At 70.4% G+C, this 15,073-nt stretch carries 11 protein-coding genes and 1 rRNA gene; 9 read left to right on the top strand and 3 right to left on the bottom strand.

The window, feature by feature from the left end; all coding sequences use genetic code 11:
- The first annotated feature begins 11 nt into the window (after positions 1-11).
- The 5 genes from BX286_RS15090 (at position 12) to BX286_RS15070 (ending at position 5,216) form a co-directional block, all read left to right on the top strand.
- The gene (locus BX286_RS15090; RefSeq protein WP_079427490.1) at positions 12-1,382 is read left to right on the top strand and encodes a phosphomannomutase/phosphoglucomutase; all 1,371 of its coding nucleotides are present in this window, start codon (positions 12-14) and stop codon (positions 1,380-1,382) included.
- A 245-nt stretch (positions 1,383-1,627) separates the two neighbouring features.
- Positions 1,628-1,813: a Trm112 family protein gene (locus BX286_RS15085; RefSeq protein WP_121015170.1), complete on the top strand. Its 186-nt coding sequence runs from the start codon at positions 1,628-1,630 to the stop codon at positions 1,811-1,813.
- Between the two features lie 55 nt (positions 1,814-1,868).
- Positions 1,869-3,002, top strand: a complete 1,134-nt coding sequence (locus BX286_RS15080) for an SIS domain-containing protein (protein ID WP_079427486.1) — start codon at positions 1,869-1,871, stop codon at positions 3,000-3,002.
- 45 nt (positions 3,003-3,047) lie between these two features.
- Positions 3,048-4,205: a mannose-6-phosphate isomerase, class I gene (gene manA, locus BX286_RS15075; protein WP_121015168.1), complete on the top strand. Its 1,158-nt coding sequence runs from the start codon at positions 3,048-3,050 to the stop codon at positions 4,203-4,205.
- A 75-nt stretch (positions 4,206-4,280) separates the two neighbouring features.
- Positions 4,281-5,216: a cation diffusion facilitator family transporter gene (locus BX286_RS15070; RefSeq protein ID WP_079427482.1), complete on the top strand. Its 936-nt coding sequence runs from the start codon at positions 4,281-4,283 to the stop codon at positions 5,214-5,216.
- 88 nt (positions 5,217-5,304) lie between these two features.
- On the opposite strand, the gene lepB is transcribed toward BX286_RS15070, so the two are convergent.
- Positions 5,305-6,048 carry a signal peptidase I gene (gene lepB, locus BX286_RS15065; RefSeq protein WP_187344143.1) on the bottom strand — a complete coding sequence of 248 codons (744 nt, stop codon included), beginning with the start codon at positions 6,046-6,048 and terminating at the stop codon, positions 5,305-5,307.
- Positions 6,049-6,223: 175 nt separating this feature from the next.
- Complete coding sequence (locus BX286_RS15060) at positions 6,224-8,248, bottom strand: fructose-specific PTS transporter subunit EIIC (RefSeq protein ID WP_261993429.1); 2,025 nt, start codon at positions 8,246-8,248, stop codon at positions 6,224-6,226.
- A 320-nt stretch (positions 8,249-8,568) separates the two neighbouring features.
- On the opposite strand from BX286_RS15060, the gene ahcY reads away from it, so the two are divergent.
- Positions 8,569-10,005 carry an adenosylhomocysteinase gene (ahcY, locus tag BX286_RS15055; protein WP_079427477.1) on the top strand — a complete coding sequence of 479 codons (1,437 nt, stop codon included), beginning with the start codon at positions 8,569-8,571 and terminating at the stop codon, positions 10,003-10,005.
- A 102-nt stretch (positions 10,006-10,107) separates the two neighbouring features.
- A complete protein-coding gene (locus BX286_RS15050) occupies positions 10,108-10,755 on the top strand; it encodes a hypothetical protein (RefSeq protein ID WP_079427475.1) in 648 nt (215 codons plus the stop codon).
- Here BX286_RS15050 and BX286_RS15045 read toward each other — a convergent pair.
- A complete protein-coding gene (locus tag BX286_RS15045) occupies positions 10,752-11,666 on the bottom strand; it encodes an RDD family protein (RefSeq protein WP_187344142.1) in 915 nt (304 codons plus the stop codon). The genes BX286_RS15050 and BX286_RS15045 overlap by 4 nt on opposite strands.
- Before the next feature lie 113 nt (positions 11,667-11,779).
- Between BX286_RS15045 and BX286_RS15040 the strand changes: the two genes are divergently transcribed.
- Complete coding sequence (locus BX286_RS15040; RefSeq protein ID WP_079427473.1) at positions 11,780-12,787, top strand: stage II sporulation protein M; 1,008 nt, start codon at positions 11,780-11,782, stop codon at positions 12,785-12,787.
- 593 nt (positions 12,788-13,380) lie between these two features.
- Positions 13,381-14,906, top strand: a 16S ribosomal RNA gene (locus BX286_RS15030).
- Positions 14,907-15,073: the final 167 nt, after the last annotated feature.

Raw genomic sequence — 15,073 nt, 5'->3', positions numbered from 1 at the left:
GAGGGCAGGCAGTGGCCGCAGATCTTTCGAACATCGTCAAGGCGTACGACGTCCGCGGCGTCGTACCGGACGAGTGGGACGAGCCGCTGGCCGAACTGTTCGGTGCGGCGTTCGTCCAGGTCACCGGTGCGAGCGCGATCGTCGTCGGCCACGACATGCGGCCCTCCTCGCCCGGCCTGTCGGCCGCCTTCGCCCGCGGCGCGGCCGCCCGCGGCGTCGACGTCACCCTCATCGGGCTGTGCTCCACCGACCAGCTGTACTACGCCTCGGGCAAGCTGGACCTGCCCGGCGCCATGTTCACGGCCTCCCACAACCCGGCCCAGTACAACGGCATCAAGATGTGCCGCGCCGGCGCCGCCCCGGTCGGCCAGGACACCGGCCTCGCCACCATCCGCGAGCTCGCCGAGAAGTGGACCGACGAGGGCGCCCCCGAGATCCCCGCCGGCACCGTCCCGGGCACCGTCACGGAGCTGGACAGCCTCCCCGGCTACGCCGAGCACCTGAAGTCCCTCGTGGACCTCACCTCGATCCGCCCGCTGAAGGTCGTCGTCGACGCGGGCAACGGCATGGGCGGCCACACCGTCCCCACCGTCTTCGCGGGCCTGCCGCTGGACCTCGTCCCGATGTACTTCGAGCTGGACGGCACCTTCCCCAACCACGAGGCCAACCCCCTCGACCCGAAGAACATCGTCGACCTCCAGGAGCGCGTGAAGGCCGAGGGCGCCGACCTCGGCCTCGCCTTCGACGGCGACGCCGACCGCTGCTTCGTCGTCGACGAGCGCGGCGAGGGCGTCTCCCCGTCCGCCATCACCGCCCTGGTCGCCGCCCGCGAGCTGGCCCGCAACGGCGGCACCGGCACGATCATCCACAACCTGATCACCTCCTGGTCGGTCCCGGAGGTCGTCCGCGAGAACGGCGGCACCCCCGTCCGCACCCGCGTGGGCCACTCCTTCATCAAGGCCGAGATGGCCACCTCCGGCGCGATCTTCGGCGGCGAGCACTCCGCGCACTACTACTTCAAGGACTTCTGGAACGCGGACACCGGCATGCTCGCCGCGCTCCACGTCCTCGCCGCCCTCGGCGGCCAGGAGGGCCCGCTCTCCGAGCTGGTCTCCTCCTACGACCGCTACGTCGGCTCCGGCGAGATCAACTCCACCGTCGCCGACCAGGCCGCCCGCACCGCCGAGGTCAAGGCCGCCTACGCCGGCCAGGACGGCGTCACCTTCGACGAGCTGGACGGCCTCACCGTCTCCGCCGCCGACTGGTGGTTCAACCTCCGCCCCTCGAACACCGAGCCGCTCCTGCGCCTCAACGTCGAGGCCCGCGACGCGGCCACCCTCGACAAGATCCGCGACGAGGTCCTGGCCCTGGTCCGCGCCTGACGCGAACACGGGCGGGGCCGGATCCGGCCCCGCCCGGGAGCACCGGTGGCCGGGGGAGTGTGGGGCGCCGCGAACCGGGGGAGAACCCCGCAGCGGCGCCGCCCCCCCGCGGGTGGCGCACCAGACCACCCCGGGGCGGGGCCCCGACCCGGGCGGGCCCACGAACCACCGCCGAGCCGCACGCCCAGTGACTCGGCGGTACGCTGACCTCGCCCAATCCGCACCCCCCGAAGGGACACCGCCCCATGCCGCTCGAAGCCGGCCTGCTCGACATCCTCGCCTGCCCCGCCTGCCACGCCCCCTTCCAGGACAACTCGGCGGACGAGACCAGCCCCGAGCTGATCTGCACCGGCCAGGACTGCGGCCTCGCGTACCCGGTCCGCGACGGCATCCCGGTCCTCCTCGTCGACGAGGCCCGCCGACCCGCCTGACCCGGCCCCGCCCCGCTCGACCAGCCTGGATCCGTCAACACCGCCGGAGGCCCCCATGCTCGACGAGTCACTCCTCGACGCACCGGACGATCTCGCCCGTGCCGACCGCCGCGGCCTGCTCCGCGGCGCCGCCGAGGCCGGGGCCAGAGTGCGCACCGCCGCCCGGCACGCCACCGAGGCCGGCCTCGCGGACCTGCGCCCCGACGGGCGACCCCGCGCCGTGCTCATCGCCGGCCCCGGCACCGCCGCCAGAGGCGTCGCCGACCTCCTCGGCGCCCTCGCCGGAGCCTCCGCCCCGGTGACCCGCCTGCACCCCACCGGCGTCGCGCACGCCGCCGGGGCGCTGCGCTGGGCCCTGCCCGGCTGGGCGGGCCCCGTGGACCTGCTGCTCATCGCCACCACCGACGGCACCGAGCCCGGCCTCGGCGTCCTCGCCGAACAGGCCTACCGGCGCGGCTGCACCGTCGTCGCCGTCGCCCCCGAGCGCTCCCCGCTCAGCGAGACCGTCGACGGCGCCCACGGACTCCTCGTACCGATGGCCAAGGCCCCGTACCAGGAGTACGACGAATCGGCCGCCGCCGGACCCGGCGCCCTGTGGGCCCTGCTCACCCCGCTGCTGGTGCTCCTCGACAAGGTCGGGCTGATCGCGGCCGCCCCGGACACCCTCCAGCTCGTCGCCGACCGCCTCGACCGCACCGCGGAACGCTGCGGCCCGGCCATCGCCACCTACTCCAACCCGGCCAAGACCCTCGCCGCCGAACTCGCCGACTCGCTCCCCCTCATCTGGAGCGAGGGCACCGGCGCCGGTCCGGCCGGCCGCCGCTTCGCCGCGACCCTCGCCGAACTCGCCGGCCGCCCCGCGCTCGCCGCCGACCTCCCCGAGGCCCTGCCCGCGCACGGCGTCCTGCTCTCCGGCGCCTTCGCCGCCGGGGCCGACCCCGACGACTTCTTCCGCGACCGCGTCGAGGAGCCCCAGGCCCTGCGCGCCCGCGTCGTACTGCTGCGCGACCGGCCCACGGGCGGACTCTCCGCCGCACCGGCCGCGCGCGAGCTCGCCCTCAGCCACGACACGGCCGTCAGCGAGCTCGAACCGGAGGAGGGCGGGGAGCTGGAACAGCTCGCCGAACTCCTCGCCGTCACCGACTTCGCCACCGCCTACCTGGCGCTGGCGGCCCGGGGACACAGCTGAGGCACGCATCCGTGCCCGCACCGCACCAGCTCCAGGAAGACGACGATGGACCGCCTGACGAACACGATCCGCCCCTACGTGTGGGGTTCCACCACCGCGATCCCGGCCCTCCTCGGGGTCGAGCCCACCGGTGAACCCCAGGCCGAGATGTGGATGGGCGCCCACCCGGGCGCCCCCTCCCGCCTCGACCGCGGAGCCGGCGAGACCACCCTGTCGGCCGTCATCGCCGCCGACCCGGAGGGCGAACTCGGGTCCGCCGCCGTCGCGAAGTTCGGCCCCGCCCTGCCGTTCCTCCTGAAGGTCCTCGCCGCCGGCGCCCCCCTCTCCCTCCAGGTCCACCCCGACCTCGCCCAGGCGAAGGCCGGCTTCGAGGACGAGGAGCGCCGCGGCGTCCCGGTCGACGCGGCCCACCGCAACTACAAGGACGCCAACCACAAGCCCGAACTGATCTGCGCCCTCACCCCCTTCGACGGCCTGTGCGGCTTCCGCCCGCCGCTGGAGGCGGCCGACCTCCTCGAAGGCCTCGGCGTCGACTCCCTGAAGCCGTACGTGGACCTGCTGCGCGCCCACCCCGAGGACGCGGCCCTGCGCGAGGTCCTGACCGCCGTCCTCACCGCCGACCGCGAGGAGATGGCCCACACCGTCGCCGAGACCGCGGCCGCCGCCGAGCGCCTGGGCGGCCCGTACGCCCCGTACGCGGGCCTCGTCCACGACTACCCGGGCGACCCGGGCGTGATCGCGGCCCTGCTCCTCAACCACGTCCGGCTCCAGCCCGGCGAGGCCATGTTCCTCGGCGCCGGCATCCCGCACGCCTACCTCGACGGCCTCGGCGTCGAACTCATGGCCAACTCGGACAACGTGCTGCGCTGCGGGCTCACCCCCAAGCACGTCGACGTCCCCGAGCTGCTGAAGGTCGTCGTCTTCGAGCCCAGCGCCCCCGGCGTCCTGCGCCCCGAGGGAGACGGCGAGGAGGTCTACGAGACCCCCATCGACGAGTTCCGCCTCTCCCGTTTCGCCCTGGCCCCCGGTGGCGCCCCCCGCACCCTTCCGGACACCACCCCGCAGATCCTGCTCTGCACCGCCGGCAACCCGCGCGCCGGCGAACTGGCCCTCGTCCCGGGCGAGTCGGTATTCGTCCCCGCGGGCGAAAAGGTCGAACTGTCCGGAAGCGGCACCATTTTCCGTGCCACCGTGGTCGTCTGACGTGACGTCGGCCGTACGGGCAGCTGCAACAATGTGCGGCCGTAGCCAGTGGCCAGGAAAGGACATCCACCACCCATGAGCGCGTCGGGCGGCACCAAGGCGATCGTGGCGGCACTCGCCGCCAACCTGGCCATCGCTGTGGCCAAGTTCGTGGCATTCCTCTTCAGCGGCTCCTCGTCGATGCTCGCGGAGAGCGTCCACTCGGTCGCCGACTCCGGCAACCAGGGGCTGCTCCTCCTCGGCGGCAAGAAGGCCCAGCGCGAGGCCACCCCGCAGCACCCCTTCGGGTACGGGCGCGAGCGCTACATCTACGCCTTCCTCGTCTCCATCGTCCTCTTCACCGTCGGCGGCATGTTCGCCATCTACGAGGGCTACGAGAAGATCCACGACCCGCACCCCATCGAGTCCTGGTACTGGCCCGTCGGCGTCCTCGTCTTCGCGGTCATCGCGGAGGGCTTCTCCTTCCGCACCGCGATCAAGGAGTCCAACGAGACCCGCGGCAGCCAGTCCTGGGGCCAGTTCATCAAGAGCGCCAAGGCCCCCGAGCTGCCCGTGGTCCTGCTGGAGGACCTCGGCGCCCTCGTCGGCCTCGTCCTCGCCCTCCTCGGCGTCGGCCTCGCCCTGATCACCGGCGACGGCGTGTGGGACGGCATCGGCACCCTGTGCATCGGCACCCTGCTGATCGCCATCGCCGTCATCCTCGCCCTGGAGACCAAGTCCCTCCTGCTGGGCGAGTCCGCCGGCACGGCCGAGGTCGAGAAGATCAAGGCCGCGCTCGTCGACGGGGACACCGTCACCGGCGTCATCCACATGCGCACCCTGCACCTCGGCCCCGAGGAGCTGCTGGTCGCCGCCAAGATCGCCGTCCAGCACGACGACACCGCGACCGAGGTGGCCAACGCCATCAACGCCGCGGAGGCCCGCATCCGCGCCTCCGTCCCGATCGCCCGCGTGATCTACCTGGAGCCGGACATCTACAACCCCGAGGCCGCCAAGGCCGACGGCCGCTGACCCGCCCGCCCCACCGGCCCGCACCGGACGCACGAACGCCCCCGCAGCTCACCACGAGCCGCGGGGGCGTTCGCCGCAGGGGAAGGCCCTAGGACTGCGCGTCCGCGCTCTCACCGCCGGCCGGTGCCGCTGCTGCCGCCGCGACCGGCTCGGACGCCTGCGCCTCCGGCGCCTCCGGGGCCGCCGGGGCGGCGGCGGCCCGCTTGCGGGCCCGCCGGGACACGAACGCCAGCACCGCGCCGGCCAGCAGCACCAGCGCACCGGCCACCTGCCCCCACACGGCCAGCTTCGCCATCGGGTACATCACGACCTTGGCGCAGACGTGGTCCGCCGGAACCGGCCCGTTGTTCGCGTACTGCGAGCCGTCCGAGTTCATCCGGTTGTCGCCCATCAGGAACACGTACCCCTCGGGCACCGTCACGTCGAAGGCCACCGCCGAAGGGTTCTTCCACTGCTCCAGGTACGGCTCGTCCAGCGGATCACCGTTGAGCACCAGACGGTACTGGCCGCTGGTCTTGCTGCTCGGCTTGTACCGGATGCGGTCCCCGCCCACGGCGATGACCCGGTTCATCTGCGTCTTGTGCAGGGACCACGGAACGGAGGCGAGGACGACGTCGCCCCGCCGGAGCTTGCCCGTGTCCACCGGCTCCAGGTAGATGCTCTCCCCGTCGGTGTAGGTAGGCGCCATCTGCCAGCCGGCCGCCTTGCCCTCCGAGTAGCGAGCCGGAGGGTTCACGGCCTTCGCCACCGTCACCCCTCCCAGGATGACCGCTCCGAGCACCAGCAGGACGATCGCCGCGATCCCGCGCCTGCGTCCTGGCCTGTGTGTCATTTCGTCCCTTCCGATGTACCTGCCTTGCATCGTAGGTCGACGGCGACGCCCCGAACGCCGCCGGGGGCCCGGTGCGCCAGGTCCGTACATACCGATTCGGACACTGCCCCCAGGCCGCCGGGCCCCGTACCGCGGCGGTACGGGGCCCGGCGGACGGACGCGGCGGGGACGGCGGCTACCGGATCTCGCGCAGCAGCTCCAGGACGGCCGGCCCGTCGGGCGCGGACCGTAGCCGGTCCCGGAAGCCGCCGTCCATCAGCTTGCGCGACAGCAGCGCCAGGATCCTCAGGTGCTCGTCCCCGGCCGCGGCCTCCGGCACCGCGATCATGAAGACCAGGCGGGCCTTCGTGCCGTCCAGCGCACCCCACTCGATGCCCTCGCCGGACCGGGCGAAGCCCACCGTGGGGCGCACGACCGCGTCGGTCTTGGCGTGCGGGATGGCGATCGACTCACCGAGACCGGTCGTGCCCTGCGCCTCCCGGGCGAGCGCGACCCGCACCAGCTCCGCCACGTCGCGGACGTTGCCGGTGGTCGCGAGCATCTCGGCCATCTCCCGGATCGCCGCCTCCTTGGAGCCGGCCGCCAGCTCCGTCCTGACGGTCCGCTCCGTCAGGTAGCCGGACAGCACCTCCGCCTCCCCGGCAGCCGCGGCGGCGCCGGCCGGGGAGGCGGCCGGGGCCACGGCCGTACCGCCCGCCCCGGCAGCCGCCCCGGCGAGCACCGGCTCGGGCACCCGCGCCGCGGCCCCGGCCCCCGCCGGGCCGGCCTTGCGGCCCTTGAGCTCGATCAGCGCGTTGGTCGTCAGCGCGGTCACCGCCGTGCCGATGGCGATCGCCATGAAGAACATCGCCACACCGCTGATCGCACCGAACAGCGAGACGACCGGACCGCCGTGCGGCACGGAGTTCCCCACCCCCGCCACGCCCGCCACCGCACCGGCCACCGCCCCGCCGAGCATGTTCGCGGGGATGACCTGCGCGGGCCGTGCCGCGGCGAAGGGGATCGCCCCCTCCGAGATGCCGAAGAAGCCCATGAACAGGGCCGCCATCCCGGCCTCCCGCTCCTGGCCGGTGTAGAGCCTGCGGCGCAGCAGCGTCGCCAGGCCCTGGCCGAGCGGCATCACCGGGATCGCGGCGGCGGCCATGCCCATGACGGCGTTGTTGGTGCCGATGAGGCCCACGGCCACGAGGAAAGCCGTCTTGTTGACCGGGCCGCCCATGTCGAAGGCGATCATCAGGCCGATCAGGGCGCCGAGGATGACCGCGCTGGAGCCGGTCATCCCGTTCAGCCAGCCGGTCAGGTGCGTGAACAGCCACGAGATCGGCTGACCGATGACGTAGATGTAGAACAACCCGAGCACCAGCGTCGACGCGATCGGGATCACGATGATCGGCATGATCGGCTGGACGAACCGGGGGACCTTGACCTTCTTGATCCACACGACCAGGTAGCCGGCCAGGAAACCGGTGGCGATGGCCCCGAGGAAGCCCGCGTTGGCGTCCGCCCCGTAGATGTTCACCGCGTCGGCGGCCAGGAACCCGCCGATCATGCCCGGCACGAGCGCGGGCCGGTCGCCGAGCGCGTGGGCGATGTAGCCCGAGAAGATCGGCAGCATCAGCTTGAAGCCGAGGCCGCCCAGCTGGTTGACGTAGAACCAGAACGAGTCCTTGTCGAACTCGATGCCCTTGGGCGTGGAGTGCCCGCCCAGCGCGATCGAGACGGCGAGCAGCAGACCGCCCACGACGACGAACGGGATCATGTGGGAGACGCCGTTCATCAGCGCCTTGTACGCCACGCTGCGATCCCGGCCGCCGCCCCCGGCCGCCACGGCCGTGCCTTCCTGCACCTGAGCCGTCCGTACCCGCTCGATCAGTTCCTCCGGGCGGTGCACCCCGTCCGCGACGCCCGTGGACAGGACCCGCTTGCCGGCGAACCGCGCCCGGTCGACCTCCTTGTCGGCGGCGATGATGATCCCGTCCGCCTCTCTGACATCGTTGTCAGAGAGCACGTTCTCCGCCCCGATGGAACCCTGCGTCTCCACCTTCATGTCCACGCCGAGCTCGGCGGCGGCCTGCTGGAGCTTCTCCGCTGCCATGTAGGTGTGCGCGATCCCCGTGGGGCACGCGGTGACGGCGAGCAGCTTCAGCCGCTTCGCGCCGTCCGCGCCCCCGCCACCGGGAGAGCCGGCCGTCGTACTCACGTGGAATCTCCTTCGCACCAGGGGTCGGTCCAACGGCATCCTCCCCCACCCGAGGAGTGGATCAAAAGTCCGAAAGGCCCCGAACACTCCGCCGGACGGCCCGGAAACACGGCACTACTTCTCCCCCGCGGGCTGGGGGCCGCTGCGCCGATCGGTGTAGATTCGTCATCAGTGTCAGGCGTCGCTGCTGATGGCGGTCGGGCGGTCCTCGCGACCGGCCGAGGGGAGAGAGGACCCCGCGACGGACTGTGCTCGGCGCACCGGCCCGCCCGTGCGCGGCTCAGCCGTACCCACCTCTCGACCCATGAGGAGCAGCACCCATGGACTTCAAGGTCGCCGACCTTTCCCTTGCCGCCTTCGGCCGCAAGGAGATCACCCTGGCCGAGCACGAGATGCCGGGTCTGATGTCGATCCGCCGGGAGTACGCCGAGGCGCAGCCGCTGGCCGGCGCCCGCATCACCGGCTCCCTGCACATGACCGTGCAGACCGCCGTCCTGATCGAGACCCTCGTCGCCCTCGGCGCCGACGTCCGCTGGGCCTCCTGCAACATCTTCTCCACCCAGGACCACGCGGCCGCCGCCATCGCCGTCGGCCCGAACGGCACCCCGGAGAACCCGCAGGGCGTCCCGGTCTTCGCCTGGAAGGGCGAGACGCTGGAGGAGTACTGGTGGTGCACGGAGCAGGCGCTGACCTGGCCGAACACCCCCACCGGCGGCCCGAACATGATCCTCGACGACGGTGGTGACGCCACCCTCCTCGTCCACAAGGGCGTCGAGTTCGAGAAGGCCGGCGCGGCCCCGGACCCGTCCACGGCGGACTCCGAGGAGTACGGCCACATCCTGACCCTCCTCAACCGCACGCTCGCCGAGTCCCCCCAGAAGTGGACCCAGCTCGCGTCCGAGATCCGCGGCGTGACGGAGGAGACCACCACCGGTGTCCACCGTCTCTACGAGATGATGCAGTCCGGTGACCTGCTCTTCCCGGCGATCAACGTGAACGACGCGGTGACGAAGTCGAAGTTCGACAACAAGTACGGCTGCCGCCACTCCCTGATCGACGGCATCAACCGGGCCACCGACGTGCTGATCGGCGGCAAGGTCGCGGTCGTGTGCGGTTACGGCGACGTCGGCAAGGGCTGCGCGGAGTCCCTGCGCGGCCAGGGTGCGCGGGTCATCGTGACGGAGATCGACCCGATCTGCGCGCTGCAGGCGGCGATGGACGGCTACCAGGTCGCCACCCTGGACGACGTGGTGGAGACGGCGGACATCTTCATCACCACGACGGGCAACAAGGACATCATCATGGCCTCGGACATGGCCAGGATGAAGCACCAGGCGATCGTGGGGAACATCGGCCACTTCGACAACGAGATCGACATGGCGGGTCTGGCCAAGGTCGAGGGCATCGTCAAGGACGAGGTCAAGCCGCAGGTCCACACCTGGACGTTCCCCGACGGCAAGGTCCTGATCGTGCTGTCCGAGGGCCGTCTGCTGAACCTGGGCAACGCGACGGGCCACCCGTCCTTCGTGATGTCGAACTCCTTCGCGGACCAGACGCTGGCGCAGATCGAGCTGTTCACCAAGCCCGAGGAGTACCCGACCGACGTCTACGTGCTGCCCAAGCACCTGGACGAGAAGGTCGCCCGTCTCCACCTCGACGCCCTCGGTGTCAAGCTGACCACGCTCCGTCCGGAGCAGGCGGAGTACATCGGCGTCAAGGTCGAGGGCCCGTACAAGCCCGACCACTACCGCTACTGATCCGCACCCAGCGGATCGCGCACACTGAAGCAGGCCCCCCGGCACCCGTGCCGGGGGGCCTGCCCCATACGCACCCGGTACGTCAGCCAAGGACCACAGCCCATGCCCCGCGGCCGCTACTCGCTCCACGACCCGCACGACCACACCCCCCTCGGCGAGGAGCACTTCCACTGCGCCCCCGGCCCCTCCGGCTGGCGGTACGTCTCCCAGACCACCTCCCCCGGCGGCGACCACCGGGGCTCCCTCGACCTCGCCGTCGACACCCTCGGCCGCCCCATCCGCCTCGAGGTCAACGCATCGAGCTGGCAGGTCCGCGGCGCCGCCATCGACGGCGTCACCTGGGTCCGCACCGACCCCACCGGCACCGAGGCCACCGAGGGCAACGTCGCCGCCCCCGGCTTCACCGGCACCTCCCCGGCCTTCCTCATCGCCACGGCCCGCCTGCTGCGCCTGACCCCCGGCGCCCCCGCGACCCGCATCCGCCTCGTCGCCCTCACCGACCCGGTCCTCGCCCCCCGCACCGTCGACCAGGCCTGGGCCCTGCGCTCCCGCGCCGAGCACCCCACCGACAGCGGCCCGCTCGTCGTGGACGAGTACCAGGTCACCGCCCTCGACACGGGCGAGGTCCACACCGTCCACATCGCCGGCGACGTGGTCCTCTCCGCCCCGGGCATCGAACTCGAACACCTGGAAACCCCGCCGTCGACCTTCTCGGAGGAGTCCGAGGAGTCCGACGAGTTCGAGGACTAACCGGGCGGCGCGAACCCGGACGCAGGCCGGGCCGGCTCGGCGGGCGCCGCAGGCCGTACCGGCTCCACCGGCTGTACGGGAGCCGCCACCGGCGCAGCCGGCGAGGCGACGGGCACCACCGGCGGCCCCCCGTACGCCACGGGCGCGGCAGCCGGCCCGCTCGCGGTGGCGAAGGCCCGGGCGGCGTCCCGCGACTGCCGCTCGTGCACCACGGCCATCAGGAACGCGGCCGCCGGCACCCCGGCCGGCGCCGGCGCCCCGGTCCGCGCCACCACGTCGTCCGCGAGCCGCGCCGCCATCACCGCGGCCGTGTGCGGGTCCAGCTGGTTCATCCGCGTCAGGTACTGCCGGATCGCCAGCCACAGCCCGTCGGGCACCGCCGACAGGTCCAGCCCCGCGAACCGCCCGGCCAGCCACGGCGGCGGCGGGGGCACGGGCAGCACCCGGGTCCCCGGCACCCGCTCCCGCACCACCAGCGTTCCCCCGAACACGTCCCCGAGCCGCCGCCCCCGCTCCGACACCAGCGACGCGATGCACGCCACCGTCCCGAAGACCATCAGCAGCTCCACGACCCCCATCGCCCCGCGCACCAGCGCGTGCCGGAACCGGATCGGCCCGCCGTCCTCCCGCACCACCCGCAGCCCGCACGCCAGCTTCCCCAGCGAACGCCCGTGGCTCAGCGTCTCCACCGCGATCGGCACCCCGACCAGCACCAGCACCAGACACGCCACCGACACGGCCGCCTGCGCCGCCATGTCGAGCCCGGAGGTCGCGAGGACCAGCAGGAAGAACACCAGCACGTAGCCGGTGAAGTACACGAACAGATCGAGCAGGTAGGCCAGCGCCCGGCTCGGCAGCCGCGCGGGCCGGAGCCCCAGGACCACCGCGTCCCCCGTCACCAGACCGCTCACCGGACACACCTTTCCCCGACCTGACCCGCCCCTGTGGAACCCCAGTCTGCCAAGCTGACCGCAGGACAGACAGCCGTATCGGGCGGGGCCAGGGGCAGGGGAGCGACAACCGGATGGATCTCGACGTCTTCGTGGCCGCCCACCAGGCGCAGTGGGCCCGCCTCGAACAGCTCCTCGGCCGCGGCCGCCGGCTCACCGGCGCGGAGGCCGACGAACTCGTCACCCTCTACCAGCGCACCGCCACCCACCTCTCCCTGATCCAGTCGAGCGCCCCGGACCCGCTGCTCACGGGCCGGCTGACCCAGCTCGTGGCCCGCGCCCGCTCGACCGTCACCGGAACCCGCCGCGCGAGCTGGCGCGACGCCGCCCGCTTCTTCACCGCCGGTTTCCCGGCGGCCGTCTACCGCAGCCGCCGCTGGTGGATACCGGCGGCGCTGCTCTCCACGGCCGTCGGCGTGCTCATCGGCTGGTGGATCGCCACCCACCCGGAGGTCCAGGCCGCCGTCGCCGCTCCGGAGCAGCTCAAGCAGCTGACGCGACCGGGCGGCGAGTACGAGACGTACTACTCCAGCCACCCGGCGGCCTCCTTCGCCGCGAAGGTGTGGACGAACAACGCCCAGGCCGCCGCGGTCTGCCTGGTCCTGGGGGCCTTCCTCGGCCTTCCGGTGCTCTGGATCCTCTTCCTGAACATGGCCAACCTCGGGGTGGGCCTGGGCCTGATGGCCTCGGCGGGCCGCCTCGACGTCTTCCTGGGCCTGATCCTCCCGCACGGTCTGCTCGAACTGACCGCCGTCTTCGTCGCCGCGGGCACGGGACTGCGCCTGGGCTGGACGGTCGTCGACCCGGGCCCGCGCACCCGCCGCGTGGCCCTGGCGGAACAGGGCCGCGCCGCCCTGGGCATGGCCATCGGCCTGGCGGTGGTCCTGTTCGTCTCCGGTCTGATCGAGGGCTTCGTGACCCCGTCGGGCCTGCCCACCTGGGCCCGCATCTCCATCGGCGTGGCCGCCGAGGCAGCCTTCCTGGCGTACGTCTTCGTCCTGGGCGGCCGCGCCTCGCGCGCCGGCGAGGCGGGCGACGTGGAGGAGGCGGACCGCACGGCTCTGCTGCCGACGGCGGCGTGATGTGCGTACAAGCCCGTTCGGCTGCTAGTCTCCTCGTCGTCGCAAGGGGTGTTGACACACCCGGCGCGCGGAGGTAGATTCGAACGGTTGCCTCGAACTGGACAAGTTCGGCAGCGATGGTTTAGAATCTTCTTCGCCCCCAAGAATCCAAGGAATTGCATTCAACCGGGGCACATCCATCTCTGAATCAGGAAACTGAAGCCGGGAAATCCGGTGGAAAACTTCTGATAGAGTCGGAACCGCCGGAAAGGGAAAGCGTGAAAGCGCAGAACCTGGAAAGCACCGAGGAAGTCGGGCCCGAAAGAGTCTGATAGAGTCGGAAACGAAGAAAGAACGAAAGCCCGGAGGAAAGCCCGCGAGGGTGAGTACAAAGGAAGCGTCCGTTCCTTGAGAACTCAACAGCGTGCCAAAAATCAACGCCAGAAGTTGATACCCCGTCCACTTCGGTGGATGAGGTTCCTTTGAAAAAGACCTGTCGGGCCTTCGGGCACTGGCAGGCGACAAACACAGCGAGGACGTTGTGGTCAGTCGGTCTTATTCCGACCGTGACTGGCCCGCTCTTTCGTGCGTGTGCACCGGATTACCGGTAAACATTCATGGAGAGTTTGATCCTGGCTCAGGACGAACGCTGGCGGCGTGCTTAACACATGCAAGTCGAACGATGAACCTCCTTCGGGAGGGGATTAGTGGCGAACGGGTGAGTAACACGTGGGCAATCTGCCCTTCACTCTGGGACAAGCCCTGGAAACGGGGTCTAATACCGGATACGACTGCGGGAGGCATCTCCTGCGGTGGAAAGCTCCGGCGGTGAAGGATGAGCCCGCGGCCTATCAGCTTGTTGGTGGGGTAACGGCCCACCAAGGCGACGACGGGTAGCCGGCCTGAGAGGGCGACCGGCCACACTGGGACTGAGACACGGCCCAGACTCCTACGGGAGGCAGCAGTGGGGAATATTGCACAATGGGCGAAAGCCTGATGCAGCGACGCCGCGTGAGGGATGACGGCCTTCGGGTTGTAAACCTCTTTCAGCAGGGAAGAAGCGAAAGTGACGGTACCTGCAGAAGAAGCGCCGGCTAACTACGTGCCAGCAGCCGCGGTAATACGTAGGGCGCAAGCGTTGTCCGGAATTATTGGGCGTAAAGAGCTCGTAGGCGGCTTGTCACGTCGGATGTGAAAGCCCGAGGCTTAACCTCGGGTCTGCATTCGATACGGGCTAGCTAGAGTGTGGTAGGGGAGATCGGAATTCCTGGTGTAGCGGTGAAATGCGCAGATATCAGGAGGAACACCGGTGGCGAAGGCGGATCTCTGGGCCATTACTGACGCTGAGGAGCGAAAGCGTGGGGAGCGAACAGGATTAGATACCCTGGTAGTCCACGCCGTAAACGTTGGGAACTAGGTGTTGGCGACATTCCACGTCGTCGGTGCCGCAGCTAACGCATTAAGTTCCCCGCCTGGGGAGTACGGCCGCAAGGCTAAAACTCAAAGGAATTGACGGGGGCCCGCACAAGCGGCGGAGCATGTGGCTTAATTCGACGCAACGCGAAGAACCTTACCAAGGCTTGACATATACCGGAAAGCATTAGAGATAGTGCCCCCCTTGTGGTCGGTATACAGGTGGTGCATGGCTGTCGTCAGCTCGTGTCGTGAGATGTTGGGTTAAGTCCCGCAACGAGCGCAACCCTTGTCCTGTGTTGCCAGCATGCCCTTCGGGGTGATGGGGACTCACAGGAGACCGCCGGGGTCAACTCGGAGGAAGGTGGGGACGACGTCAAGTCATCATGCCCCTTATGTCTTGGGCTGCACACGTGCTACAATGGCCGGTACAATGAGCTGCGATACCGTGAGGTGGAGCGAATCTCAAAAAGCCGGTCTCAGTTCGGATTGGGGTCTGCAACTCGACCCCATGAAGTCGGAGTCGCTAGTAATCGCAGATCAGCATTGCTGCGGTGAATACGTTCCCGGGCCTTGTACACACCGCCCGTCACGTCACGAAAGTCGGTAACACCCGAAGCCGGTGGCCCAACCCTTGTGGAGGGAGCTGTCGAAGGTGGGACTGGCGATTGGGACGAAGTCGTAACAAGGTAGCCGTACCGGAAGGTGCGGCTGGATCACCTCCTTTCTAAGGAGCACAGTACCGATTGCAGGCAAATGTTCTGCACGGTCAGCTCATGGGTGGAACGTTGATTAGTTGGCACAGTCAGATCTGAGAAGTCGTGAGTACTGCTTCGGCGTGGAAAGCGTGATTCGATGAGTGACTGTGCTTGGCACGTTGTTGGGTCCTGAAGG

It is taken from the genome of Streptomyces sp. 3211.6, assembly GCF_003634815.1.
Lineage (GTDB): Bacteria > Actinomycetota > Actinomycetes > Streptomycetales > Streptomycetaceae > Streptomyces > Streptomyces katrae_A.
Note: the sequence above shows the minus strand (reverse complement) of the source record. Positions and strands in the feature narration are given on the sequence as shown.

Bases quoted from the DNA above. Each gene is read 5' to 3' on its own strand.
- BX286_RS15040 (WP_079427473.1), top strand. From the start codon at position 11,780: ATGGATCTCGACGTCTTCGTGGCCGCCCACCAGGCGCAGTGGGCCCGC.
- manA (WP_121015168.1), top strand. From the start codon at position 3,048: ATGGACCGCCTGACGAACACGATCCGCCCCTACGTGTGGGGTTCCACC.
- ahcY (WP_079427477.1), top strand. From the start codon at position 8,569: ATGGACTTCAAGGTCGCCGACCTTTCCCTTGCCGCCTTCGGCCGCAAG.
- BX286_RS15070 (WP_079427482.1), top strand. From the start codon at position 4,281: ATGAGCGCGTCGGGCGGCACCAAGGCGATCGTGGCGGCACTCGCCGCC.
- lepB (WP_187344143.1), bottom strand. From the start codon at position 6,048: ATGACACACAGGCCAGGACGCAGGCGCGGGATCGCGGCGATCGTCCTG.
- BX286_RS15080 (WP_079427486.1), top strand. From the start codon at position 1,869: ATGCTCGACGAGTCACTCCTCGACGCACCGGACGATCTCGCCCGTGCC.
- BX286_RS15085 (WP_121015170.1), top strand. From the start codon at position 1,628: ATGCCGCTCGAAGCCGGCCTGCTCGACATCCTCGCCTGCCCCGCCTGC.
- BX286_RS15050 (WP_079427475.1), top strand. From the start codon at position 10,108: ATGCCCCGCGGCCGCTACTCGCTCCACGACCCGCACGACCACACCCCC.